The following is a 25,338-nucleotide window of genomic DNA, read 5'->3' as shown; positions in this document are numbered from 1 at the left end:
TTCCGTAGCCCCTCCCCCTCGTTTGTGCTTCGATGCCGTGCGGCACGGCACGGCACGGCACGGCACGGGCAGGCGAGCGACGGGAGTACGCGTATGGACCGGCGAGGGTTCCTCAGGGGCGCGGCCGCGCTGTCCACCGCGGGGCTGGTCACCGCCGTCGGCGGTACCGCGACGGCCACGGCCGCCGCGCCGCCCCGGCTGTCGGCCGCCCAGGACTGGCTGTCGGCCATCGCCGACGCCACTCCGGTCCAGCGGCTGACCCTGCCCGGCACCCACGACTCCGGCGCCCGTTTCGGCGGCCCGTGGACCGAGTGCCAGAACACCACCATCGCCGACCAGCTCGGCAGCGGCATCCGCTTCCTGGACGTCCGCTGCCGCGCCTTCGAGAACGCCTTCCCCATCCACCACGGCGCCTTCTACCAGAACCTCAACTTCGACGATGTGCTCGGCGCCTGCCGCTCCTTCCTCTCCGCGCATCCGTCGGAGACCGTGCTGATGCGGGTCAAGCAGGAGTACTCGGAGGAGAGCGCCGCGGAGTTCCGCCGGATCTTCGACATCTATCTGGACGACAAGGGCTGGCGCTCGCTGTTCCGCCTGGACAACACCCTCCCCACCCTGGGCCAGGCCCGGGGCAGGGTGGTGCTGCTCGCCGACTCGGACAACATGCCGGGGGTGCGGTACGGCGACGGGGGGCTCTTCGACATCCAGGACGACTACATGGCGGAGCCGTTCGGCAAGTACCCGAAGATCGAGGCGCAGTTCCGCAAGGCGGCGGCCCAGCCCGGCAAGCTCTTCATGAACTATGTCTCCACCGCCGCCCTGCTGCCGCCCCGCTCCAACGCGGACCGGCTCAACCCGCAGGTGAAGTCGTTCCTGGAGGGCGCCGAGGCTCAGGGCTGGACCGGGCTCGGGATCGTTCCGATGGACTTCCCGAACACCGCGTCCGGCCTGGTCGACGCCCTCGTCCGGCACAATCCGGCCGGCTGACCGCGGAGCGTCAGCGGCCGGGGAACCGGCGGAAGACCTTGACCGACGGTTCCGCGTAGCGGACCAGTTCCAGCGCCTGCTCGGGGAACCACTCCCCCGCGTCGGGGTTGACGGTCCCGCGCACCGGGTCCAGGGGCCCGTCGGTGCCGCGCAGGCACCGCCCGTCCGACTCGCCCGGCGTCTTCACCCACAGCGCGGCATCCAGCAGTGCGTCGCCCGTGCGGGTGGTGGGACGCCTGCCCAGGCCCCGCGCCGGGGGGTTGCACCACGACTGCGTGTCGGCGTGCGCCCCGGCCCTGGGGGCCCAGGGGCCCTGGCCGTTGCGGCTGGTGTCGGTGACGAAGTGCTTCATACGGCCCGGGTCGTCCGGTACGTGGGCGTGCAGCCAGCGGCGGGCGTGCCGCCGTGACCAGCTCTGGTCGGCGCAGTCCTCGGGGTCCCCGCCCTCGTCGGCGTAGGCGAGGCAGGAGGAGATCAGCCGGCCGTACCAGGCGCTGTCCGGGTCGGTCTGGTAGTGGGAGACGTTGAGGGCGAAGCCGGTGGCGCGGTCGATCCCGGCCTTGATGAGACGCGGCACGATGCTCCTGACGGAGTGCCAGCCGGCGTGGCCCGCGTCCAGGTATACCGAGGTATTGCCGAGCGCGGTAAGGGAGTCGACCGCGTAGTTGATCTCGGAGTAGCGGGCTGCGGTCTCCTGGTCCTCGACCACCGGGGTGTCCAGGTCGCCCACGTCCTCGAGGTCGGGGGTCATGGGGTCGGGCGTGGGGAGCGGGGGCAGCTCGGGGAGGGTGCTCGGCTGCTCGGCGGAGGGCTCGGGGGCGGGGCTCTGAGACGCGGAGGGCTGGAGGCCGGAGGGCTCCTGGGCCTCGGCGGGCTTGGGGGCCGGGCTCTCGGAGGCGGGGAGTCGCGGGTCGGGGAGCCGCGGGTCGGGGGACTGGGCGTCCGGGGACTGCGCGGTGTCCTGGCCGGTGCCCTGGGCGTCCGATGCGGCGGGCGGGGCCGTTGACGCGCCGGGGTCGGGCAGCGGGGGCAGATCGGTGGGCGGTGCCTCGGCGGCGGGCTGCTGCTCGATGGCCGTCTGCTGCTCGCCGGCGAGTTGTTCCTCGGCGGGCTGCTCCGCGGCGGGCTGCTCCTCGACGGCGGTCTGATCGGCGTTGGATTCGTCGGCGCAGTCGGAGGGCAGCAGCGCCAGCGAATCGGGTTCGAGGACGATGAGCACCTTACGGCCGCCGATGCCCTCGGCGACGGCGTCGATCCACGCCTCGTACGCGGCGAGTCCGTCCGCTCCCCCGCTCGAGTAGCTGCCGCAGTCACGGCCCGGGATGTTGTAGAGGGCGAGGACCGGCAGCTTCCCCTGCACGTCGGCGCTCCGCGTCGTCCTGCGGACCAGCCGCTCGATCTGCTCCGGGGTCTCGTCCCCGTACCAGACCGCCTGCGGCGTCCGCACCATGGCGAGGAGCCCGGCGGAGTCGCGGAAGTCGCCCCGCCAGGCGAGCCGGGCCACCTGGCGGAAGGAGTCCCGGTCGGGGGGCGGGGCATAGAGGCGGGCGATGCGGGAGGAATCGTCGTCGTCCTCCCGCGCGGCCGCGCTCACCACGGGGCTGATCAACAGGGGCAGGGTGGCCGCGGCCACGACGGCCGTCGACACGGTGAGAATCTTGCGTCTCTTACGCACGTGCGCACTCCAGGGGGCGGCAGAACCAAGGTCGATTTCTGACTCTCACTCAGAAACCGGCGTCCGGCAAGAGAAGCCTCCGCCAGGTGGCGGAGGGTTTTTCCCGCTCAGGAGTGGCCTTATGTCAGACGATCCTTCTGTGATCTGATCTGATGTCAGGTGACGTCAGGTCACGTCAGGCGACCGAGTCGATCCGGTCCGAGGCCGCCCGGGTGTCGTGGTGGATCGGGGTCCGGGCACCCGTCAGCGGTGTTCCGCTGCCGCCCCGCCGGTTCGCGACGATCTCGCCGGCGATGGACAGCGCGGTCTCCTCGGGCGTACGGGCGCCGAGGTCGAGGCCGATCGGGGAGCGCAGCAGGGCCAGCTCCGGCTCGCCCACCCCGGCCTCGCGCAGCCGCCGCAGCCGGTCCCGGTGGGTGCGGGCGGAGCCCATCGCGCCGACGTACGCCACGGGCAGCCGCAGCGCCCGCTCCAGCAGCGGCACGTCGAACTTCGGGTCGTGGGTGAGCACGCACAGCACCGTGCGGGCGTCCACCTCGGTCTTCTCCAGATAGCGGTGCGGCCAGTCGACGACCACCTCGTCGGCGTCCGGGAAGCGGAGCGCGGTCGCGAAGACCGGACGGGCGTCGCAGACCGTGACGTGGTAGTTCAGGAACCTCCCGATCCGTACGAGCGCGCTCGCGAAGTCGACCGCCCCGAAGACGATCATGCGCGGCGGCGGGACGCTGGCCTCGGCGAGCAGGGTGACGGGCTGCCCGCAGCGGCTTCCCTCGGCGCCGATGACCACGGTCGCGGTGCGCCCGGCGTCCAGCAGGGCGCGGGCCTCCGCGGCCGCCGTACGGTCCAGCTCGGGGTGGCCGCCCAGGGTGCCGTCCCAGCCGTCGTCCGGGCGGACGAGCAGGGCGCGGCCCAGCAGCTCGGGCGGGCCGTCCACGATCCGGGCCAGCGCCGCCGTCCGGCCGTCGGCGGCGGCCGACGCGGCGGCGGCCAGCACCGGGCGCACCCGGCGGTCGGCCGCCGGGGCCGGGGTGACCAGGACATCGATGACTCCGCCGCAGGTCAGGCCGACCGCGAAGGCGTCCTCGTCGGAGTAGCCGAAGGTCTCCCGTACGGTCTCGCCGGTGCGCAGCGCCTCCTGGCACAGCTCGTACACCGCGCCCTCGACACAGCCGCCGGACACGCTGCCGATCGCCGTGCCCTCGGCGTCCACGGCGAGGGCGGCCCCGGGCTGCCGGGGCGCGCTGCCGCCCACGGAGACCACGGTGGCGACGGCGAAGTCCCGGCCCTCCTCGCACCAGCGGTGCAGCTCGGCGGCGATGTCCAGCATGGTGATCAGCTCCTTGGGCGGCGCATCGATACGCGGCACATCGATATCCGGAACAACGCACTCGGCTCCCGATATCTGCCCTCAGGTACCCGTCAGGTGCTCCGGGCGCACGGGCACGCGCTTCAGGGGCAGGCCCGTCGCCGCGCGGATGGCGGCGACGACGGCCGGGGTCGAGGAGAGCGTGGGCGCCTCGCCGACCCCGCGCAGCCCGTACGGGGCGTTGTCGTCGGCCAGCTCCAGCACGTCCACCGGCATGGCGGGGGTGTCCAGGATGGTGGGGATCAGATAGTCCGTGAACGACGGATTGCGCACCCGCGCCCCGTCCGCCGAGACGACGATCTCCTCCATCACGGCGAGCCCGAGCCCCTGCGTGGAACCGCCCTGGATCTGCCCGACCACCGACAGCGGGTTGATCGCCTTGCCCACGTCCTGCGCCGCCGCCAGCTCGACCACCTTGACCAGGCCCAGCTCGGTGTCGACCTCGACGACCGCGCGATGGGCGCAGAAGGAGTACTGCACATGGCCGAAGCCCTGGCCGGTGCGCAGATCGAACGGCTCGGTCGGCCGGTGCCGGAACTCCCGCTCCAGGTCGATCGCCTCGTCGCCGAGGATCCCGGCCAGGTCGCCGATCACCTCACCGCCGTCGGTGACCACCTTGCCGTCCGCCAGCCGCAGCCGGGCGGGCTCCGCCCAGGCGGGGTGGGAGGCGCCGAACCGCTCCCGGCCGCGCCGCAGCACCTCCTCCCGGACCGCCTCGCAGGTGTGCTTGACGGCACCGCCCGTCATATACGTCTGGCGGGAGGCGGAGGTGGAACCGGCCGAGCCGACCCGGGTGTCGGCCGGGTGAATGGTGACCTGGTCGACGCCCAGCTCGGTGCGGGCGATCTGGGCGTGCACGGTGACGCCGCCCTGGCCGACCTCGGCCATCGCGGTGTGCACCAGGGCGACCGGCTCGCCACCGATCACTTCCAGCCGGATCCGGGCGGTGGAGTAGTCGTCGAAGCCCTCGGAGAAGCCGACGTTCTTGATGCCGACCGCATAGCCCACCCCGCGCACCACGGCCTCGCCGTGGGTGGTGTTGGACAGCCCGCCCGGCAGGGCCCGTACGTCCACGGGGCCGCCCGCCGCCTCCCACCCGCGCTCGGGCGGCATCGGCAGCGCCTTGACCCGGCGCAGCAGCTCGGCGACCGGGGCCGGGGAGTCGACGAGCTGTCCTGTGGGCATGGTGGCGCCCTGGGACATGGCGTTGCGCTGCCGGAACTCCACCGGGTCCAGGCCGAGTTCGGCCGCCACCGCGTCCATCTGCGCCTCGTAGGCGAAGCATGCCTGGACGGCGCCGAAGCCGCGCATCGCCCCGCAGGGCGGGTTGTTGGAGTAGAGCGCGATGGCCTCGACGTCGACGTTCTCGACGACGTAGGGGCCGATCGACAGGGAGGCGGCGTTGCCGACGACCGCCGGGGAGGAGGAGGCGTACGCCCCGCCGTCCAGGACGATGCGGCACTGGACGTAGAGCAGCGTGCCGTCGCGGCTCGCGCCGTGTTCATAGGTGAGCTTGGCGGGGTGGCGGTGGACATGGCCGAAAAAGGATTCGTACCGGTTGTAGACGATCTTGACGGGCTTTCCGGTCCGCAGCGCCAGCAGACAGGCGTGGGCCTGCATGGACAGGTCCTCGCGCGCGCCGAACGCCCCGCCCACCCCCGACAGCGTCAGCCGCACCTTGTCGGCGGGCAGCCCGAGGACCGGGGCGAGCTGATCGCGGTCGACATGCAGCCACTGGGTGGCGATGTAGAGGTCCACACCGCCGTCCTCGGCGGGCACCGCGAGCCCCGACTCCGGGCCGAGGAACGCCTGGTCCTGCATGCCCACCTCGTAGTCCCGGCGGACCACCACATCGGCGCGGGCCCGGGCGGCGGCGACATCGCCGCGCAGGACGGGCTGGCGGTGCACGATGTTCGGATGCGGGGCGTGGGCGGCGTGGTGGTCCCGGCGGCCGGGGTGGAGCAGCGGCGCGTCCGGCGCGGTGGCGGTGGCCTCGTCGACGACCAGCGGCAGCTCCTCGTACTCCACCGCGATCCGGGCGGCGGCGCGGCGGGCGGTCTCGGGGTGGTCGGCGGCGACGATCGCGACGGGCTCGCCGTGGTAGCGGACCCGGTCCTTCGCGAGCACGGGCTGGTCGTGGATCTCCAGGCCGTAGTGGGTCTCGGCGGGCAGATCGTCATGGGTCATGACGGCGTACACCCCGGGCAGGGCGAGCGCCTCGGCGGTGTCGATGGCCCTGATCGCGGCGTGGGCGTACGGGCTGCGGAGGGTGAAGCCCCACAGCATGTCCTCGTGCCACAGGTCCGAGGAGTACGCGAACTCGCCGGTCACCTTGAGGGTGCCGTCGGGGCGCAGAGTGGACTCGCCGATCGTCCCCCTGGTGGCGCCGGTGGCCTGGGTGAGGGCGGTGGGGGCACTGGCGGTGCGGTCGGCTGCCATGGTCAGACCGCCTTCCCGGTGCGGGCGGCCGCGAGCCGGACCGCGTCGAGGATCTTCTCGTAGCCGGTGCAGCGGCAGAGGTTGCCGGAGAGCGCCTCGCGGATATCGGCGTCGGAGGGGTCGGGGGTGCGCTCCAGCAGCTCATCGGCGGCCACGAGCAGTCCGGGGGTGCAGAAGCCGCACTGGACGGCGCCGGCGTCGATGAACGCCTGCTGGACGGGGGCCAGCGGGGCGACCTGCCCGGGGCGGGATGGCTCGGGGCGGGATGGCTCGGGCGGCCGGGGACGGACGGCCTCGGGCTCTCCGGGGTGACCCGCCCCAGGTTCCCCGGAGCGGATGGCCTCGGGCTCCGCGGGACGGACCTCGGGCTCCCCGGTGCGGCCCGTCCCGGGCGCTCCGGGGCGGACGGCCTCGGACACGCCGGAACGGCCCGTTCCCGGCTCCCCGGAGGGGCCTGCCCCGGGCTCCCCGGGGCGAACGGCCCCAGCCGCGTGGGCGGCCGACCGCTGCCGGGCGTGGTCCGCGAGTCCCTCGACGGTGACCACTTCGCGGCCCTCGGCCTGCCCCGCCGCCACCAGACAGGCGCATACCGGCACCCCGTCGAGGCGGACCGTGCAGGATCCGCATTCGCCCTGCTCACAGGCGTTCTTCGAACCGGGAAGCCCCATCCGCTCGCGCAGCACGTACAGCAGGGACTCGCCCTCCCAGACGTCATCGGCCTCGTACGGCCGCCCGTTGACCGTGATGTTCACGCGCACTGTGCGGTCCTCCCGTCTCCCTCGCGATACGCCTCCCAGGTCCAGCCGAGCGTGCGGCGCGCCATGACCCCCACCGCGTGACGGCGGTAGGCGGCACTGCCGCGTACGTCGTCGATCGGGCGGCACGCCCCGGCGCACAGCTCGGCGAACCGCCGGGCCATCGACGGGTCGAGGGGCGCCCCGCTGTCCCAGAAGCCGCCCTCCTCGAGCGCCGCGCCCAGGAACTCCTCGGCCTCATGGGCCCGTACGGGCGTGGGCGCGGCCGATCCGATGCCGGTGCGCACGGTGCGGGTGCGCGGATGGAGCGCGACGGCGAAGGCACAGACCGCGATCACCATGGCGTTCCGGGTGCCGACCTTGGAGAACTGCTGCGGACCGTCCGCCTTCTGGATGTGCACCGCCCGGATCAGCTCATCGGGCTCCAGGGCATGGCGCTTGACCCCGGTGAAGAACTCCTCGACGGGGATGCGCCGGGTGCCGCGCACCGAGGCCGCCTCCACCTCGGCCCCGGCCGCCAGCAGCGCGGGATGCGCGTCCCCGGCGGGCGAGGCGGCGCCGAGGTTGCCGCCGACGGTGCCGCGGTTGCGGATCTGCGGTGAGCCGACGGTGTGCGCGGCGAGCGCCAGCCCCGGCAGCTCGGTCCGGAGCTCCTCGATGATGCGCGTGTACGGGACGCCCGCGCCCAGCCGGACCGTACGGTCGGTGGCCTCCCACTCGGCCAGTTCGGCGACGCGGGTCAGATCGAGCAGATACTCGGGCCGCCGGTGATCGAAGTTGATCTCGACCATCACATCGGTGCCGCCCGCGATGGGCACGGCGGTGGGGTGCTCGGCCTTCGCGGCGAGCGCCTCCTCCCAGCCGGCGGGGCGCAGGAAGTCCATGGGTCTCTCTTCTCGGATCGTCGGCGTCGCCGTCGGCAGGCGGGAGCCCCCTCCCAGAACTCTGCACGCGACTCAACGCCAGTAGACCGAGGTGTGGGCCACATGGTGCAGTCACCGAAGACATGAAGCAATTGGCTGGCCAGGGGGCGGGTCTTGTAGATTCGAACGAACGGCGGGGCCCCGAAACCTCGCGGTATTCGACCGGCAACACGGAACAAGATCGGCTGGCATCCCATGCGGCTGCGCGCACTGCTGGAGAACGACACCCTGGGCCTGCGCCTACTCGGTGGCGAGAGCGAGCTGGACCGTACCGTACGCGGCGTCATGACCACCGACCTGCGCGACCCCAGCCGCTATCTCTCGGGCGGTGAACTCGTGCTGACCGGGCTCGCGTGGCGGCGTGAGCCGGAGGACTCCGAGCGGTTCGTCCGCATCCTCGCGGCGGCTGGGGTGGCGGGGCTGGCGGCGGGCGAGGCGGAGCTGGGTGCCGTACCCGAGGATCTGGTGCTGGCCTGCGGACGGCATCGGCTGCCGCTGTTCTCCGTGGTCGAGGACGTCGCGTTCGCCACGATCACCGAGCATGTGGTGCGCCAGGTCTCCGGTGAGCGGGCCGGGGATCTGGCGGCGGTCGTCGACCGGCACCGCCGGCTGATGACGTCCGGGCCCGCGGGCGGCGGCCCCGAGGTGGCCCTTGACCTGCTCCGCTCGGACCTGGACCTGACCGCGTGGGTGCTCTCCCCCACCGGCCGCCGGATCGCCGGACCCACCGCCGCCGGAGCGGCGGCGGAGCCGCCCGCGGCGGTCCGCGCCCAGCTTGCGGGCGAGCATCTGGCCGCCCGGCGCGACGGGCGGCGCGGCCCGCACCGGATGACCGCCGCGGACGGCATGACGTACTCCCTCTTCCCCATCCGCAGCGGTGACACGGGCGAGGAGGTGCGCGAGACCGTGCTCTCCGACTGGCTGCTGGTGGTCGGCGCGGACGCCGACGAATGGCCGGAGGAACGGCTGGATCTGCTCTACGGGGTCACCCAGCTGATCGCGGTCGAGCGCGACCGGCGGAACGCGTCGCGCACCGTGCGGCGCAGGCTCGCCCAGGAGGTGCTGGAGCTGGTCCAGACGGGCGCGCCCCCCGCCGAGATCGCGGCCCGGCTGCGGGTGGCCACCCCGGTGCTGCTGCCGGGGCTCGGCACGGCGCCGCACTGGCAGGTGGTGGTGGCCCGGGTGGAGTGGGGCGTCACCGCGGAGGCGGAGCGCGGCGCGGACGGCGGGGCGCGCGAGGGCACCGCGGGCTCCATGCGGGACGGCGCCACGCGGGACGGCGCCGCACGAGACGGCGCCACGCGGGACGGCTTCACTCGTGAGGGCGGGGCCGTCCTCGGCGCCCGGGCCGCCCAGTCGCTGCTGGAGGAGATCCTGGTCGCCCCGGCCGCGCCCGGGCCGGAGCTCTCGGACCGGATCGCCGTGGCCCACACCGGGGACGAGGCGGTGGCACTCGTCCCCCTCCCGGCGCTCACCGACGGCCCGTGGGAGGGCGGCGGCATGGACCACGCCACGGCGGGGCTGCAGGCCGACGCGCTGCTCACCGCCGTCCGGGAGCCGCTCTCCCGCGGTCTGGACGGCGACGGCCGGCTGACCCTCGGCGTCAGCGCCGCCGTCCACTCCGCCGACGGGCTGCGCGGCGCCCTGGAGGAGGCCCGGCACGCCCGGCGCGTCGCCGCCGCCCGCCCCGGGCGGGTCTGCGCGGCCGGGCATCAGGAGCTGGCCTCGCACGTACTGCTGCTCCCCTTCGTCCCGGACGATGTGCGGCGCGCCTTCACCGCCCGGCTGCTGGACCCGCTGCGCGAGTACGACCGGCGCCACCGGGCCGAGCTGATCCCGACCCTGGAGGCGTTCCTGGACTGCGACGGCTCCTGGACGCGCTGCGCCTCCCGGCTGCATCTGCACGTCAACACGCTGCGCTACCGGATCGGCCGGATCGAGCAGCTGACCGGGCGCGAGCTGTCGCGCCTGGAGGACAAGCTGGACTTCTTCCTCGCGCTGCGCATGAGCTGACGCCCGGCGGGGCGTGGCCGTGGCCCGGGGACACGCCCGGACGCGTGACAACGCGCCATCACTCTTGCCAGGGGTTTGTGAATTGATTCACACCAACCTCTTGGCCGGGCGCGCGCATTCATGCTGAGATTCGCCCACAGCTTCCGGCTCGATGGCGCGCTTGGGGAGGGCAATGTGGCGGACACCGCCATGTCACCACCTGGATCGTCCGATCCTCATTCCGAGGTACCGGCGGGGCGCGGGTTCGACCCGCTCGTGGACGACCCACTCGACACGGCGGTGTGGCGGCTGCGTTCGCGCGGCTGCTGGAAAGACGCCGCCGAACTGCTCACCCCGCATGCGGTGGACGACGCCGCCGCCGCGCTCAAGCGCAGCGCCGTCCTGATCGAACGGTGCATGTACACCTCCGCGGGCTGGGACGCGGCCGATGACGCCCTGCGGGCGGCGGAGGCGCTCGCGCTCACCGACACCGAGCGGGGCGCGACCGCGTGCGAACGCGGCTATCTGGCGTACGCGTCCACGCTGGTCGGGGTGCGGGACCGGGCCGACGAGGCGCGGACCGCGCTCGGACGCGCCGCCGCGCTGCTCTCACCGGGCTCCCCGATCCGGCCGCTGCTGGACTTCCGGCGCGGGCTGATCTCCCAGCACCTCGCCCACAACCCGACCGGCGCCCTGGCCGCCTTCCAGCGCGCCCACGCGGGCGCGGCGGCCCACGGCGACACCCTGCTGCGCTCGTTCACCTGGCGCCATCTGGCCGCCATGGCGGAGGCGGACGGCGATCTGCCCGAAGCGCGCCACGGCTTCGCCGAGTCGCTGCGGATCCGTGAGGAGCTGGGCTATCTGGTCGGCATCGCCCCGGCCCTGGCCGCCCTGGCCGATGTCGAACCCGACCCCGACGAGGCCACCCGCCTGCGCACCGAAGCGGCCCGCCTGGTCCGCCTCCTGGGCGGCGTCCCCGTCTGGCTCGCGGAACAGCTCACCCCTGCGGACACCACCGACTGACCCGCACCGGCCGCCCCGGGGCGGGGCACACCACGCCCCGGGGCGGGGCACACCACGCCGCGGGGCGGGGCACACCACGCCGCGGGGCGGCCGGATCAGCCCCCGCCTTCGACCCGAGGTCCGTCGGTCCACCGGGCAACGCCCGCGAGGCCCGACGGCAACGTGGCGGACCTGTCACGGCCGTCACGGAGGCGGCCGCCGCGCCTTCACCCCGCCGCCGCCGCGGGCGTCCGTACGACCGCGCCCACGACGGAGCAGGGCGGGGTGGGTCCACCTCCCGCCCCGGCCAGGGCGAGGCCCTCGGAGGGGGTGACGCACGCCGAGCCCGGGCGCAGCGGGCGGCCGCCCGCGCGGCAGGGCGGATGCCGACCGGGAGCCGGTCGGCTCCGGCCCGGGCGGGACGCCCCCGGAGGCAGTGGTGCGCACGGGCCCGGGGACGGCCGGGGTGTGGGGGCCTACGCTCCCACAGCCCTCAGACCGTCGGGACGAAGTGGGCGCGGGTGAGGGATTCGACCGTGTCGAGGTCGCGGGCGGCCAGGGCGTCGAGGAGGGCCATATGCTCCTCCGCGTCGGCGACGAGGTCGGCGGTGCGGGTCGCCCGGCCGCAGGCCAGGGGCCACTGGGCGCGGCGGTGCAGGTCGTCGGCGACGATCACGAGCTGCTGGTTTCCGGCCAACCCGAGCACGGTCTGGTGGAAGGTGCGGTCCGACTCCAGATAGGCGGCCCGGTCACCCGTCATGGCGGCAGCCGCCGTCGCCTCCGCGAAGGGCCGCAGCCCGGCCCAGCGCTCGGGCGCGATCGCCTCCGCCAGGCTGAGCATCACCGGGACCTCCAGCAGCGCCCGCACCTCGGCGAGCTCGGCCAGATCGCGCTCGCTGCGGCGGGAGACCCGGAAGCCGCGGTTCGGCACCACCTCGACGGCGCCCTCGCCCGCGAGCTGCTGCATGGCCTCCCGTACGGGGGTGGGCGAGACGCCGAAGCGCTCGGCAAGGACCGGGGCCGAGTACACCTCGCCCGGGATCAGCTCACCGCCGGCCAGCGCCTCCCGCAGGGCATCCAGGATCTGGCCGCGCACCGAATGGCGGCGCGGAGACCTGCGTGCCGCGGGCACGCCACAGGAGGGCGGCGGCTCCATCGCCACCTGTGCTTCGGACTGCTCCACTCCGGTCCTCCTGACATCCCGTCGAACGATATGCGGAGGCCGCTCCCGGGCAAAGCCCGTAAACATCATTTAAGGTCGCGGTAACGTTACGCCGCGTACACGGACCGTACGCCGACGGCAAGCCGATCGGTCGGATTACCCGCGATCGAGTTCCGTGAATAGAATCAAGCCGCTTGCTCAGCGCGAGTGTTCGGATCGCATCGCACCTATTCGCGTGTCCCCCCGCCTACTTGGCGGCCTCTTGTCCCAAAACCGCTCGAGGCCCGGCAGGATTCCGCCAGGATGTCGCGCGCGGTAGGCCGCACTGCGGCCAGAACTTCATGGAAGCCAATCAAGGGGCACCGGATGAGACTGACCGACATATCGCTGGTTCTGCCAGTCGTCGTGGCGCTCGCCGGCGTCGTGGGGGCGGCGGTTGTCCTCGCGCGCGGCCGACGGAAGAAGGACGAGAGCGTCATCACCGACTCCTGGGAGCGCAGCGAAGAGCGTCGGCGCCGTAAGGAGGCCGTCTACGGGATGGCCGCCTATATCCTGCTGTTCTGCTGCGCCGGGGTGGCCGCAGCGCTCTCCTTCCAGGGCCTGGTGGGCTTCGGGCGGGAGAACCTCGCGCTGACCAACGGCTGGGAGTACCTGGTGCCGTTCGGCCTCGACGGCGCGGCGATGTTCTGCTCGGTGCTGGCGGTGCGGGAGGCCAGCCACGGTGACGCGGCGCTCGGCTCGCGCATGCTGGTGTGGCTGTTCGCGGGTGCGGCGGCCTGGTTCAACTGGGTGCACGCGCCGCGCGGCATGGGCCACGCGGGCGCCCCGCAGTTCTTCGCGGGCATGTCGCTCTCGGCGGCGGTCCTCTTCGACCGGGCCCTGAAGCAGACCCGCCGGGCGGCGCTGCGCGAGCAGGGCCTGGTGCCGCGGCCGCTGCCGCAGATCCGCGTCGTCCGCTGGCTGCGCGCTCCGCGCGAGACCTTCGCCGCATGGTCGCTGATGCTGCTCGAGGGCGTGCGGACGCTGGACGAGGCGGTCGAGGAGGTCCGCGAGGACCGGCGCGAGAAGGAGCACAACCGCACCCGCCGGCGCGATCAGGAGAAGCTGGACCGGGCCCGGATCCGGGCGATCAACCGGCAGCACCGGATGTGGGGCCGTCGTGGCGGCCGTCAGGTGGAGGTCACCGCCGCCGCGCAGCCCGCGCAGCTCAGTTCGGAGCCTGCCATAGGCGAGAAGGTGCTGGAGACCGCCGGGGCCCCGGACCAGGGTCAGCTCTCCGCGGCCTCCGCCCGGCCCGCCCTGCGGTCCGCGGGTGGCGCCGAGGCCGGGCTCGGCGACCTGGACCGCGACCGGAAACGGGACCGCGACCGGGATTTCAGCTTCGGCTTCGGTGAGAAGGACAAGGACTCCGAGGCCGGCCGTCCCCACACCATCGACCTCACGGCCGAGGACGACACGCTCACGATCCCGCGGCTGGACTCCCTCGAGGAGAAGCTGGCGCAGATCGAGCGCGCCTTCGGCTGAGCGGGCGGCCGGGGCGGGGACGCGTGTCCCCGCCCGCCGCTCGGCGGCTCCGTAACCCCACGGCCTACGCGCCACGCGTCGCACGTCCCCAACGCGGCGCACGCCCAACGGGCCACGCGCCGTGGAGCGCGGCTACGGAACGCCTTCCGCTTCGAGTTCGAACCACAAGACCTTGCCCACCCCGTGCGCCCGCACGCCCCAGGCGTCCGCGAGCGTATGCACCAGCAGCAGTCCGCGCCCGGATGTGCTGTCCTCCGCGGGCCGGTCGCGCAGCGTCGGATGCCGGGACACGAAATCCCGCACCTCCACCCGTAATCGTCCGGTGACGCGCGCGCCCGGCCCGTCCCCCAGCGAGGCCGTGATCTGTGCGCCATGGCCGGTGTGCACCAGTGCGTTGGTCACCAGCTCGCTGGTGAGCAGCTCGGCGAGGTCGCCCCGGCCGGGCCCGCCCCAGTGCCGCAGCAGCTCGCGCAGCTCCGCGCGGACCTGCGCCACCACCGCCAGATCGTCGTGCGCCAATCGTTTGGTCAGGACCGGGCCACGCTCCACCGGAACAGCCTCCGCAGCCTCCGCGGCCTTCGGCCTCGCATCCGGCCGACCGTGCCCGGGCATCCGGCCCGGCCGTACAGGCTGACGCTTCATCCTCCCCCGCCCCGGCCGCCCCGAGGCGGCGGCCAGCGTCAAATGTCGTCGAACACGCTCACGGAAATGCATGCCCGGGTGTTGCCATCCACACACCGAGGGAAATGCTGGGAGTGATCCGCTGAGTGATCCACCGAGCTCGAGCCGAGGAGCCGTGATGCACGACGACCGACCATTGGTGGAGGGCCGCCTGGACCGCGCGCTGCGCCAGTTCATCAGGCCCGCCCAGTACACGGCCCGGGTGCCGCTGACCCTCTCCGCGTGGCGCACCCCCGGTGAGCCGGTGCCGGTCGCGGAGGCGCTGACCGGCACCTACGAGCCGTTCACCACCGGCACGGACTGGGGCAGTCCGTGGTCGACCTGGTGGTTCCGGCTGGAGGGCAGCGTGCCCCAGGAGTGGGCGGGGCGGCGGGTGGAGGCCGTCATCGACCCGGGCTTCACCGACGACGCCCCGGGGTTCCAGGCCGAGGGGCTGGTGTACGACGCGGAGGGCGTGCCGATCAAGGGCATCCATCCACGCAACCGCCATATCCCGGTCGCGGCCCCCGCGGCCGGCGGCGAGCCCGTACGGCTGCTGCTGGAGGCCGCCGCCAACCCGTCCGTGCTGCGTGACGGCTTCATCCCGACCCGGCTCGGCGATGTGCTGACCGCCGGGGACGAGCCGCTGTACCGCTTCGCCTCGGCGGAGCTGGCGGTCCTCGACGAGACCGTCTGGCATCTGATCCTGGACATCGAGGTGCTGTCGGAGCTGATGGGCGAGCTGCCGGCGGACCGGCCGCGCCGCCATGAGATCCTGCGCGCCCTGGAGAACGCGCTGGACGCGCTCGATCTGCACGATGTCCCCGGCACCGCGGCCGCCGCCCGCGCCGAGCTGACCGACGCGCTCAGCCGTCCCGCGCACTCCAGCGCGCACCGGGTCTCGGCCGCCGGGCACGCCCATATCGACTCGGCGTGGCTGTGGCCGCTGCGCGAGACGGTGCGCAAGGCGTCCCGCACCTTCGCCAATGTCACCGCGCTCGCGGGCGAGTACCCGGAGCTGGTCTTCGCCTGCTCACAGGCGCAGCAGTACGCCTGGGTCAAGGAGCACCAGCCGCATATCTGGGAGCGGATCAAGAAGGCGGTGGCTGACGGCACCTGGGCGCCGGTGGGCTCGATGTGGGTCGAGTCGGACGCCAATATGCCCGGCGGCGAGGCGCTGGCCCGGCAGATCGTGCACGGCAAGCGGTTCTTCCTGGAGGAGCTGGGGGTGGACACCGAGGAGATCTGGCTGCCGGACTCCTTCGGCTACACGGCCGCCTTCCCGCAGCTCGCCAAGCTGGCGGGGGTGAAGTGGTTCCTCACCCAGAAGCTGTCGTGGAACCAGGTCAACAAGATGCCGCACCACACGTTCTGGTGGGAGGGCATCGACGGCACCCGGGTCTTCACCCACTTCCCGCCGGTGGACACCTACAACGCCCAGTTCAGCGCCTCCGAACTCGCCCACGCCGAGCGGAACTTCGCCGACAAGGGACTGGCGACCCGCTCGCTGGTGCCCTTCGGCTTCGGCGACGGCGGTGGCGGTCCGACCCGCGAGATGATGGAGAAGGCTCGGCGGCTCGCCTCCCTGGAGGGCTCGCCGACCGTCGAGATCCAGCCACCTTCGGTGTTCTTCACGGAGGCCGAGCGGGAGTACGGGGCCAAGGCGCCGGTGTGGTCGGGCGAGCTGTATCTGGAGCTGCACCGGGCCACGTACACCACCCAGGCCAAGACCAAGCAGGGCAACCGGCGCAGTGAGCATCTGCTGCGGGAGGCCGAGCTGTGGGCCACGGCCGCCGCGCTGCACGCGCCCGGCTACGCGTATCCGTACGACGACCTGGACCGGATCTGGAAGACGGTGCTGCTGCACCAGTTCCACGACATCCTGCCCGGCTCGTCGATCGCCTGGGTGCACCGCGAGGCGCGGGACAGCTATGAGCAGGCGCGCGCCGAGCTGGCGGGGATCGTCGCGGAGGCGGTTGCGGCGCTGGGCGGCGACGGGCCCGCCGTGCTCAACGCCTCGCCGTACGAGCGCGAGGAGATCGCCGTCCTGGACGCGGAGACGGCGGCCGCCCTGCCGTCCGGGGCCCCGGTCCAGCCGCTGGGCGACGGCCGTACGGCGGTCGCGGTGCGGGTCGCCGGGCTGGGCGCGGCACCGCTGGGCGCCGCCCCGCGGGCGGCGGCGGCCACCACCACCGGCGCGCCCCACGGGGCACCGCCGGTGACCGCGCTGAGCGACGGTCAGTCCATCGTCCTCGACAACGACCGGCTGCGGGTGACCATCGACGCCGAGGGGCTGCTCACCTCGGTGCTGGACCTGGACGCGAGCCGTGAGGTGCTGGCCCCGGGCGCTCGCGGCAACCTTCTCCAGCTCCACCCCGACCACCCCAACCACTGGGACGCCTGGGACATCGACCGGCACTACCGCCGCAGCCACACCGATCTGACCGACGCCGAGTCCGTCGAGCTGATCGAGTCCGGTCCGCTGCGCGCCACGGTCCGGGTCATACGGTCCTTCGGCGCCTCGCGCATCACCCAGGAGCTGACGCTGGCCGCGGGCGACCGGCGCCTCGACATCGCCACGGAGGTGGACTGGCAGGAGTCGGAGAAGGTCCTCAAGGCGGCGTTCCCGCTGGACATCCACGCCCAGGTGTCCACCGCGGAGATCCAGTTCGGCCATGTGGACCGCGCCACCCACACCAACACCAGTTGGGACGCGGCCCGGTTCGAGATCTGCGCGCACCGCTGGCTGCGGGTCGCCGAGCCCGGCTACGGGGCGGCGGTGCTCAACGACTCGACGTACGGCCACGATGTGACCCGTACGGCGCACGACACGGACGACGGCGAGGTACTGGGCACCACCGTGCGGCTCACCCTGCTGCGCGCCCCGCACAGCCCCGACCCGGAGACCGACCTGGGCGTCCACCGCTTCCGCTACGCCCTGCTGCCGGGCGCGGGCGTCGCCGAGGCGGTCGCCGAGGGGCTCGCCCTCAACCTGCCGCTGCGCGCCCTGCCCGCCGGACCGGCCGAGCGGGCGCCGCTGGTGTCGGTGGACAACCCCGCGATCACGGTCGAGTCGGTCAAGCTCGCCGAGGACCGCAGCGGCGATGTGGTGGTGCGGCTGTACGAGTCCCACGGCGGCCGGGCGGCGGGCACGCTGGTCACCGGCTTCCCGGTGCTCGGGGCGGATGTGACGGATCTGCTGGAGCGTCCGCTGCACGAGGCGGCCACGGGTCCGGGCGGGCTGACGCTGGCCCTGCGCCCGCACCAGATCCTCACGCTGCGGCTGCGGCCGGTGCGGTGAGGGGGCCGGTGCGGTGAGGGACTGATACAGGGGCCGGGGCCGGGCGGCGGTCAGTGAGCGGCTGACCGCCCGCCCGGCCCACGGCCTGGAGTTTGCGCCCTGGAGGCTGATCACGGGCGCGGCATGTTGCGGAGGTTCGAGCGGGCCATCTGGACCATCCTGCCGACGCCCCCTTCCAGCACCATCTTGCTGGCCGAGAGCGCGAAGCCGGTCACCATCTCCGCCTTGATCTTGGGCGGGATGGACAGCGCGTTGGGGTCCGTGACGATGTCCAGGAGCGCGGGCCCCTTGTGGCGCAGTGCGGCGCGCAGCGCGGACCGCAGGTGTTTGGGCTTCTCCACCCGCTCGCCGTACGCCCCGGCGGCGCGGGCGATCTGGGCGAAGTCGGGGTTGCGGTAGCCGGTGCCGTGCGCGGGCAGGCCCGAGACCAGCATCTCCAACTCGACCATGCCCAGCGCGGAGTTGTTGAAGAGGATCACCTTCACCGGCAGGTCGTACTGGACGAGGGTGAGGAAGTCGCCCATCAGCATGGTGAATCCGCCGTCGCCGGACATCGAGACCACCTGGCGGCGGCGGTCCAGGAACTGGGCGCCGATCGCCTGCGGCAGCGCGTTGGCCATCGAGCCATGGGTGAAGGAGCCGATCACCCGGCGGCGGCCGTTGGGGGACAGATAGCGCGCGGCCCACACATTGCACATCCCGGTGTCCACGGTGAAGATCGCGTCGTCGGCCGCCTCCTCGTCCAGCATCGAGGCCACGTACTCCGGGTGGATCGGGATGTGCTTGTCCACCCTGCGGGTGTACGCCTTGACCACGCCCTCCAGCGCGTCGGCGTGCTTCTTCAGCATGCGGTCGAGGAAGCGGCGGTCGGTCTTCGGGCGCACCTTCGGCGTCAGACAGCTCAGCGTCTCGCGGACATCGCCCCAGACGGCCAGGTCCAGCTTGGAGCGGCGGCCCAGATGTTCGGCTCGGACGTCCACCTGCACGGTCCGCACATCGTCGGGCAGGAAGGCGCCGTACGGGAAGTCGGTGCCCAGCAGGATCAGCAGATCGCATTCGTGGGTGGCCTCGTACGCCGCGCCGTAGCCGAGCAGACCGCTCATGCCGACGTCGTACGGGTTGTCGTACTGGATCCACTCCTTGCCGCGCAGGGCGTGCCCCACCGGTGCCTTCACCAGCTCGGCGAAGGCCATCACCTCGTCATGCGCCCCGGCGCAGCCCCGGCCGCAGAACAGCGTCACCCGCTCCGCCTCGTTGACCATACGGGCCAGCCGGTCGATCTCCGCGTCGCCCGGGCGCACGGTGGGCCGGGAGGTCACCAGGGCGTGCTCCTCGGCGCGCTCGGGCGCCGGGCGGGCGGCGATGTCGCCGGGGAGGGCGACCACGCTGACCCCGCTGCGGCCGATCGCGTGCTGGACGGCGGTCTGCAGCACGCGCGGCATCTGCTGAGGGTTGGAGATCATCTCGCAGTAGTGACTGCACTCCTGGAACAGCCGCTCGGGGTGGGTCTCCTGGAAGTAGCTGGTGCCGATCTCGCTGCTGGGGATGTGCGAGGCGAGGGCGATGACCGGGGCCATGGAGCGGTGGGCGTCGTAGAGCCCGTTGAGCAGATGGACATGCCCGGGGCCGCAGGAGCCCGCGCAGGCGGCGAGGGACCCGGTGAGCTGCGCCTCGGCACCGGCGGCGAAGGCGGCGGTCTCCTCGTGCCGCACCTGGATCCACTCGATCGCGGCGTTGCGGCGGATCGCGTCCACCACGGGGTTGAGGCTGTCGCCGACGACCCCGTACATCCGCCGCACGCCGGCGCGCACCAGGATGTCCACGTATTGCTCCGCCACGGTCTGCTTGGCCATCGCGCGCCCTCATCCCTTTCGTCCCGGGTCGGTCGGACCGGTGACGCTCGTCCGGTCACCTTTCGTCCATCAACCCATGGACGGCGCGCTTACGCCTCCCAGACGGCGGCCGCCGTACGGTCGTCGGCGTATCCCTTCACCCCCGTCTGGGCGTCGGCGAGGAACGCGGCGAGGCCCGGCGCCTCCGCGGTGTCCCAGCGTTCGGCCAAGCGGTCGGCGAGGGCTGCCTCGCCGCGCAGGGGTTCGGCGAGGCCCGCGCTGCACACCAGAAGGGTGTCGCCCGGTCGGGCGACGGAGGCGCGGAAACGGAAGGGTTCGTGGGCGGGATCGGGGTTGGGGGCGGGCGCGGAGGGTGCGGCAGGCCCGGCGGATGAGGGATCGGCCTGCGTATAAGGCGGTTGGGGCGGGAGGGGCGGTTGGGGCTGTTCAGGCGGTTGCTGGGCGGTGGGGCGACCGCTGCCGTAGCCGAGGACGGGGCCGCCCACGGTGTCCCGCTCGCCCCCGGCCGGTTCCAGGTCCTGCCAGACGCCGTCCCGCAGCCGGAACAGCCCGCCGTCGCCGACGCCGAAGAACACCCGGGTACGGCAGGCCGGATGCGCCGGAAGCAGCAGACAGCGCACCGACGCGGTGTGGTCGGCGGGAGCGAGGCCGCGTACGGTCGCGCCGGCGCGCAGCCGTCCGTAGGCACGGCCGGTGAGCCGGTGCAGCCCGGAGCTGAGGGCGCCGCGGTTGGCGGTGTGGATGTCCTCCGTCAGCCGGGCCTGATTGCGGCCGACCGCCGCGGCGATCCACTCGCACAGCTCCCGTGCCACCCGGTGCGCCCCCGGCGCCGCGGGCTGCCCGCTCGCCATGGCCACCAGGACGAGGGCGCTGTCCCCGATCCCGAACCGCACCGCGAGCAGCGCGTCCCGCCGCGGCTCGCCCCGGTAACGGGCCGAGTCGCCGCGCAGTGAGGTCGCCCGGAGCGTCAGCGTGCCGTAGCGGGCGCCCTCCAGCACGGTGTCGGGGACCAGGTCCCGGAGCTCCTCGGGGTCGACGACGGGAAGCGTGGTCGGCTCGGCCTCGTACGTGGGCGGCTCGTCGCCGACGTACGAGGCCGCCGCGGACCGCCAGGGCCGGGAGGGGTCGGGGTGGAGGTCGGGCCGGGGCGGAACGGACGCCCGGGCGCCACGTGGAGGCGGCGATGGCGGCGATGGCGGCGATGGCGGCGGCGGGACGGAAGCCCCCGCACGCCCGGGTGCACTCCCCGGACCGGAGCGTCCGGGTGCGTCCCCTGAACCGGTGCGGTCGGGTGCGCCTCCGGGGCCGGAGCGTCCGGGTGCGCTCCCTGGCCCCGCGCGGTCGGGTACCTTTCCCGGGCCCGCGCGTCCGGGTCCGTCCCCTGAACCGGTGCGTCCCGGTGCGCCCCCTGAACCCGCGTCACCCTGTGGGGCACCGGCTCCCGCGCGGCTCTCTGCTGCACCGGAGCCCGCACCACCCTGGGAGGGCAATGCGGCGCCGGGGCCCTCGTCGCCCTGCGCGGACCCCGAACCCGCGCCGCCCCAAGCCGCACCCGAGCCCCCGCCGCCCCAAGCGGCACCCGAGCCCGTACGTCCCGGTACGGCACCGGAACCCGCGTTGCCGCCCTGCGTTGCATCGCCGGACCTTCCGCCGCCCCGAGAGGGCGGGGCCGCTCCGGAGCCCGCATCGCCCCCGCGCGCGGCGCCAGGCCCCGCCCCTTCCCGGAAAGGCGATGCGGCACCGGGCTCCTCGTCGGCGGGAGATCGCCACCCCTGCGGGCCACCTCCCGTGTCGGCGTCGGAGCCCGGGGCGGCGTCGCCCGGTTCCCCCGTCCGCGGGCCCCAGGGGGCGCCCGCGGCCGGTCTCTGGTTGTCGGCGTCCTCGGCGCCGGCGAGCGTGCGGGAGGCCGAATCGAACCGGTCGTCCACGGAGTCCGAGGCCGCAGCGGGCCCCGCGTCGGCACGCCGTGGGTCGTACAACTCGCCCCACCAGTCGTCCTCATGACGGCGTCGGTCGCCCTGCTGGCTCATCCCCACATTGTCCACAGGGAGGCTCCACGGGAACACCACGCGATGACCGGCACGAGGCCCGCCCAAGACCCGCTCAAGCCCGCGGGATGTGCCCTCGGGGACATCGGGCGGAGCCAAAAAACAGACCAGGAAGGGGCCAGGGGCCGGGCCCAAGGCGATCCCACGCACCCCGAACGCGATGCGGCCCCTCGCGCCCCAGGCCCAAGGAGACCCCATGTGACCCGGGCCCATGTGGCCCGGGGCCCACGTGCCCTGGGCCCACGTGCCCTGGGCCCCAGTGGGCCCAAAGCGGCCCACGCCCCCGCCCTCAGCCCTCAGCTCAGCCCCGGTACGCCTCCAGGAGCCGCAGCCAGACCTCGCTGATCGTGGGGAACGACGGCACCGCATGCCACAGCCGCTCGATGGGCACCTCGCCCGCAATGGCGATCGTCGCCGAGTGGAGCAGTTCGCTGACCCCGGGCCCGACGAAGGTGATGCCGATCGGATGACCCCGGTCCAGGTCGACGACCATACGGGCCTGGCCGCGGTAGCCGTCCGCGTACAGCACCGCGCCCTCGACCCTCCCCATGTCGACGTCGACGACGCGGATGCTGCGGCCCTCGGCCTCGGCCTGCTCGGCGGTCAGCCCGACCGCGGCGACCTCCGGGTCGGTGAAGACGACCTGCGGTACGGCCGCCTTGTCCGCGGTGGTCGCGTACTCGCCCCAGCGGTCCGTGTCCAGCCGCGTGACGCCCCGCGCGCGTGCCCCGATCGCCGCGCCCGCGATCCGCGCCTGGTATTTGCCCTGGTGGGTGAGGAGCGCCTGGTGGTTGACGTCGCCCACCCCGTACAGCCAGCCGTCCGGCACGTCCCGCACCCGGCAGGTCTCGTCGACCGTCAGCCAGCCGCCCGGTTCGAGGCCCACCGTCTCCAGGCCCAGGTCATCGGTGTGCGGGGTGCGCCCGGTGGCGAACAGCACCTCGTCCGCCTCGAGCCGTTCCCCGCTCTCCAGGGTCACCGTGACCGGTCCGTCCGTCCCACCCGGCCGGGCGAGGTCCTTCACCGACGTACCGGTGCGGATCTCGACCCCGGCCTCCCTCAGCGTCTCGGCCACCAGCTCGCCCGCGAACGGCTCGATCCGCTCCAGCAGCCCGGAGCCGCGCACCAGCACGGTGACGCGCGAGCCGAGGCCGTTCCAGGCCGTGGCCATCTCGCAGGCCACCACACCGCCGCCCACGATGATCAGCCGCTCCGGCACCGAGGAGGAGCTGGTGGCCTCCCGGCTGGTCCAGGGGCGGACGTCGGCGATCCCGGGCAGGCCGGGCAGCGAGGCCCGGGTTCCGGTGCAGACGGCCACGGCGTGCCGGGCGGTGAGGATCCGCTCGTCGCCGCCGGATCCGTCCGGCGGCGTCACCGCGACCCGCTGCGGCCCGACCAGCCGCCCGTGGCCGCGCACCAAGTCGATTCCGGCCGACTCCAGCCAGGGGAGCGCACCGTCGTCCTTCCAGTTGCCGACCTGCTTGTCGCGGTACGCGAAGACATCGGCCGCGGACAGCGCTCCGCCGACCGCCTGCCGCAGCCCCGGCACCTGGCGTGCCTCGGCCCGCGCGAGCACCGGGCGCAGCAGCGCCTTACTGGGGACGCAGGCCCAGTACGAGCACTCACCGCCGACCAGTTCACGCTCCACGATCGCCGTGGAGAGCCCGGCCGCGCGGGTCCGGTCGGCCACATTCTCGCCGACCGGGCCCGCGCCCAGCACGATGACGTCGTACTCGTCCCTGGCCTGGTTCATCGCAACTCGCTCTCTCGTTCCGTATCACCGTCTCAGGGCCATCGTGGCGCCGAGTTACCGCGCACAGCCACCCGAATCGGCGTTTCGGTCGAGCGCTCTTGGCGCAGGTGGTGCCGGTCCCTCAGCTCATGCGCGCCGGTCGCGGACGCGCGACAGTGATCGCATGACTGTTTTCGCGGAACCCGAGGCCGGATATCTCAGATCGCAGCGGATCGGCCGGTTGGCCACCGTGGACGCGGACGGCCAGCCGCAGGCGAACCCGGTGGCGTTCTTCCTCAACGAGGACGGCACGGTCGACATCGGCGGCTTCGCCATGGGCAGGACGAAGAAGTGGCGTAACACCGGGACGAATCCGAAGGTGGCGCTGGTCGTCGACAGCCTGGTGAGCGAGCAGCCGTGGATGGTGTGCGGGGTGGAGATCCGCGGGGAGGCGGAGCGGCGTGTGGGGCCGCATGACCTCGGCGCCCAGGCGAGCGACGAGGTCATCCGGATCCATCCGCGCTGGGTGTACAGCTGGGGGCTGGAGGACGTGCCCGGGGCCACGAGCCGGACCGTGAGCTGACGCAACGATCCGGGCCGTGAGCCGACCGGCGCCGATGCCTCCGCACGCCGATGAGCCGACGCCCGGACGCCCAGGCCGACCAGACGGGGTACCCGACCGGCGTCACCCCACCGACGTAACCCGACGGCACCTGCCCCCAGCCCCCCGGGGGGGCGCCCCCAGGGCGTACCGCTACGGCTTGCGCATCGGTCCGCGCTTGCGCTCCATCATGTGGCGGCCGAGCGCCTGCCGCTGCTTCCAGTCCCGCCGCATCTCGGCTCGCAGCCGCGCGTCCGTACGGGCCGCGAGCCGCTCGTTCTCCCGCAGCAGCTTGCGGTAGCTCTCCAGCCGCCGCTCCGGCAGCGAGCCGTCGTCGATCGCGGCGAGCACCGCGCACCCCGGCTCGACCTCGTGTGCGCAGTCGGGGAAGCGGCACCGCTCGGCGAGCTCCTCGATCTCGGCGAACGCCTGTGCGACACCGCCTTCGGCGTCCCACATCCCCACCCCGCGCAGCCCCGGGGTGTCGATCAGCACCCCGCCCGAGGGCAGGGGCAGCAGATCGCGGGTGGTCGTGGTGTGCCGCCCCTTGCCATCGCTGTCACGGATGGCGTGTACGTCCTGGACGGCCGCGCCCACCAGCGCGTTCGCCAGCGTGGACTTGCCCGCGCCGGACTGGCCGAGCAGCACCGAGGTGCCGGGGGCGAGCAGGGCGCCGAGCTCCTCCAGCCCCTCCCCCGTGGCGGAGCTGACCGGCAGCACCCGCACACCGGGCGCCGCCGTCTCGGTGTCGGACACCAGATGGCCCAGGGTGTCCGGATCGGGCACCAGGTCGGCCTTGGTGAGGACGAGCAGCGGCTGGGCGCCGCTCTCCCAGGCCAGCGCGGTGAACCGCTCCACCCGGCCCAGGTCGAGTTCGGCGGCGAGGGAGACGGCGATGACGGCGTAGTCGGCGTTGGCCGCCAGCACCTGGCCGTCCGAGCGCTTCGACGAGGTGGACCGTACGAGGGCGGTACGGCGCGGCAGCAGCGTCCGGACGTAGCGCGGATCGCCCTCGGCGTCCACGGCGGCCCAGTCGCCGGTGCACACGATCCGCATCGGATCGCGCGGCGTCACCAGCTCGGTGTCCGCCCGTACGGTGCCCAGGGGCGTGACGAGATCGCACAGGCCACGGTCCACGCGGAGCACCCGCCCGGGCATCAGGTCCTGCGCGGCGTACGGGGCGAACGCGTCCGCCCAGCCGTCGTCCCAGCCATAGGCGGTGAGAGCGTGCGAAGACGCGGAGTCAGGGGAAGTGTTGAACACGGAGGAAACCCTTCGAAGAGCGGCCTCCGAAGAGGTGTCAGCCGGAGGCCGCAGG

The 25,338-nt window shown here is 73.6% G+C and carries 16 protein-coding genes and 2 pseudogenes; 6 read left to right on the top strand and 12 right to left on the bottom strand.

Going from position 1 to position 25,338, the window contains the following annotated elements; translation table 11 throughout:
• The first annotated feature begins 93 nt into the window (after nt 1-93).
• Nucleotides 94-987, top strand: coding sequence for a phosphatidylinositol-specific phospholipase C (locus CGL27_RS35670; RefSeq protein ID WP_078644543.1), 894 nt, complete (start codon nt 94-96; stop codon nt 985-987).
• 10 nt (nt 988-997) lie between these two features.
• Here CGL27_RS35670 and CGL27_RS35665 read toward each other — a convergent pair.
• From CGL27_RS35665 to CGL27_RS35635, 6 genes and pseudogenes are all read right to left on the bottom strand, one after another.
• A pseudogene (locus tag CGL27_RS35665) lies at nt 998-1,678 on the bottom strand (glycoside hydrolase family 6 protein); the annotation flags it as partial.
• A 462-nt stretch (nt 1,679-2,140) separates the two neighbouring features.
• Nucleotides 2,141-2,491: pseudogene (locus CGL27_RS35655) on the bottom strand (glycoside hydrolase family 6 protein); the annotation flags it as partial.
• A gap of 346 nt (nt 2,492-2,837) precedes the next feature.
• On the bottom strand, nt 2,838-3,989 hold the full coding sequence (locus CGL27_RS35650) for an XdhC/CoxI family protein (RefSeq protein ID WP_078647739.1): 1,152 nt from the start codon (nt 3,987-3,989) through the stop codon (nt 2,838-2,840).
• Nucleotides 3,990-4,070: 81 nt separating this feature from the next.
• The gene (gene pucD / locus CGL27_RS35645) at nt 4,071-6,467 is read right to left on the bottom strand and encodes a xanthine dehydrogenase subunit D (RefSeq protein ID WP_119991883.1); all 2,397 of its coding nucleotides are present in this window, start codon (nt 6,465-6,467) and stop codon (nt 4,071-4,073) included.
• A gap of 2 nt (nt 6,468-6,469) precedes the next feature.
• Nucleotides 6,470-7,225, bottom strand: coding sequence for a (2Fe-2S)-binding protein (locus tag CGL27_RS35640; protein WP_119991882.1), 756 nt, complete (start codon nt 7,223-7,225; stop codon nt 6,470-6,472).
• Nucleotides 7,216-8,106: a xanthine dehydrogenase family protein subunit M gene (locus CGL27_RS35635; RefSeq protein WP_119991881.1), complete on the bottom strand. Its 891-nt coding sequence runs from the start codon at nt 8,104-8,106 to the stop codon at nt 7,216-7,218. The genes CGL27_RS35640 and CGL27_RS35635 overlap by 10 nt, the downstream gene beginning before the upstream one ends.
• Nucleotides 8,107-8,340: 234 nt before the next feature.
• Here CGL27_RS35635 and CGL27_RS35630 point away from each other — a divergent pair, with 234 nt between their 5' ends.
• Together CGL27_RS35630 and CGL27_RS35625 are read left to right on the top strand one after the other, a co-directional pair.
• On the top strand, nt 8,341-10,158 hold the full coding sequence (locus CGL27_RS35630) for a PucR family transcriptional regulator ligand-binding domain-containing protein (protein ID WP_119991880.1): 1,818 nt from the start codon (nt 8,341-8,343) through the stop codon (nt 10,156-10,158).
• A 120-nt stretch (nt 10,159-10,278) separates the two neighbouring features.
• Entirely contained in the window at nt 10,279-11,160 is an 882-nt protein-coding gene (locus tag CGL27_RS35625; protein WP_078644535.1) for a hypothetical protein, read from the top strand.
• Nucleotides 11,161-11,632: 472 nt separating this feature from the next.
• Here CGL27_RS35625 and CGL27_RS35620 read toward each other — a convergent pair whose 3' ends face one another.
• Nucleotides 11,633-12,295, bottom strand: coding sequence for a GntR family transcriptional regulator (locus CGL27_RS35620; protein WP_240451036.1), 663 nt, complete (start codon nt 12,293-12,295; stop codon nt 11,633-11,635).
• A gap of 372 nt (nt 12,296-12,667) precedes the next feature.
• On the opposite strand from CGL27_RS35620, the gene CGL27_RS35615 reads away from it, so the two are divergent.
• The gene (locus tag CGL27_RS35615; protein WP_119991879.1) at nt 12,668-13,825 is read left to right on the top strand and encodes a DUF2637 domain-containing protein; all 1,158 of its coding nucleotides are present in this window, start codon (nt 12,668-12,670) and stop codon (nt 13,823-13,825) included.
• 132 nt (nt 13,826-13,957) lie between these two features.
• Here the strand turns inward: CGL27_RS35615 and CGL27_RS35610 are convergent, their stop codons facing one another.
• Entirely contained in the window at nt 13,958-14,374 is a 417-nt protein-coding gene (locus CGL27_RS35610; RefSeq protein WP_119991878.1) for an ATP-binding protein, read from the bottom strand.
• 250 nt (nt 14,375-14,624) lie between these two features.
• Here CGL27_RS35610 and CGL27_RS35605 point away from each other — a divergent pair, with 250 nt between their 5' ends.
• Nucleotides 14,625-17,786 carry a glycoside hydrolase family 38 C-terminal domain-containing protein gene (locus CGL27_RS35605; RefSeq protein ID WP_119991877.1) on the top strand — a complete coding sequence of 1,054 codons (3,162 nt, stop codon included), beginning with the start codon at nt 14,625-14,627 and terminating at the stop codon, nt 17,784-17,786.
• Between the two features lie 110 nt (nt 17,787-17,896).
• Here the strand turns inward: CGL27_RS35605 and CGL27_RS35600 are convergent, their stop codons facing one another.
• From CGL27_RS35600 to CGL27_RS35590, 3 genes are all read right to left on the bottom strand, one after another.
• Entirely contained in the window at nt 17,897-19,639 is a 1,743-nt protein-coding gene (locus CGL27_RS35600) for a pyruvate dehydrogenase (RefSeq protein WP_119991876.1), read from the bottom strand.
• Between the two features lie 89 nt (nt 19,640-19,728).
• On the bottom strand, nt 19,729-21,669 hold the full coding sequence (locus CGL27_RS35595) for a protein phosphatase 2C domain-containing protein (protein WP_119994711.1): 1,941 nt from the start codon (nt 21,667-21,669) through the stop codon (nt 19,729-19,731).
• A gap of 319 nt (nt 21,670-21,988) precedes the next feature.
• Entirely contained in the window at nt 21,989-23,440 is a 1,452-nt protein-coding gene (locus CGL27_RS35590; protein ID WP_119991875.1) for an NAD(P)/FAD-dependent oxidoreductase, read from the bottom strand.
• 163 nt (nt 23,441-23,603) lie between these two features.
• Between CGL27_RS35590 and CGL27_RS35585 the strand changes: the two genes are divergently transcribed.
• A complete protein-coding gene (locus tag CGL27_RS35585; protein WP_119991874.1) occupies nt 23,604-24,002 on the top strand; it encodes a PPOX class F420-dependent oxidoreductase in 399 nt (132 codons plus the stop codon).
• A gap of 171 nt (nt 24,003-24,173) precedes the next feature.
• Here the strand turns inward: CGL27_RS35585 and rsgA are convergent, their stop codons facing one another.
• Entirely contained in the window at nt 24,174-25,283 is a 1,110-nt protein-coding gene (rsgA, locus tag CGL27_RS35580; protein ID WP_119991873.1) for a ribosome small subunit-dependent GTPase A, read from the bottom strand.
• Nucleotides 25,284-25,338: the final 55 nt, after the last annotated feature.

Source organism: Streptomyces sp. 11-1-2 (assembly GCF_003595545.1).
Classification (GTDB): domain Bacteria; phylum Actinomycetota; class Actinomycetes; order Streptomycetales; family Streptomycetaceae; genus Streptomyces; species Streptomyces hygroscopicus_B.
Note: the sequence above shows the minus strand (reverse complement) of the source record. Positions and strands in the feature narration are given on the sequence as shown.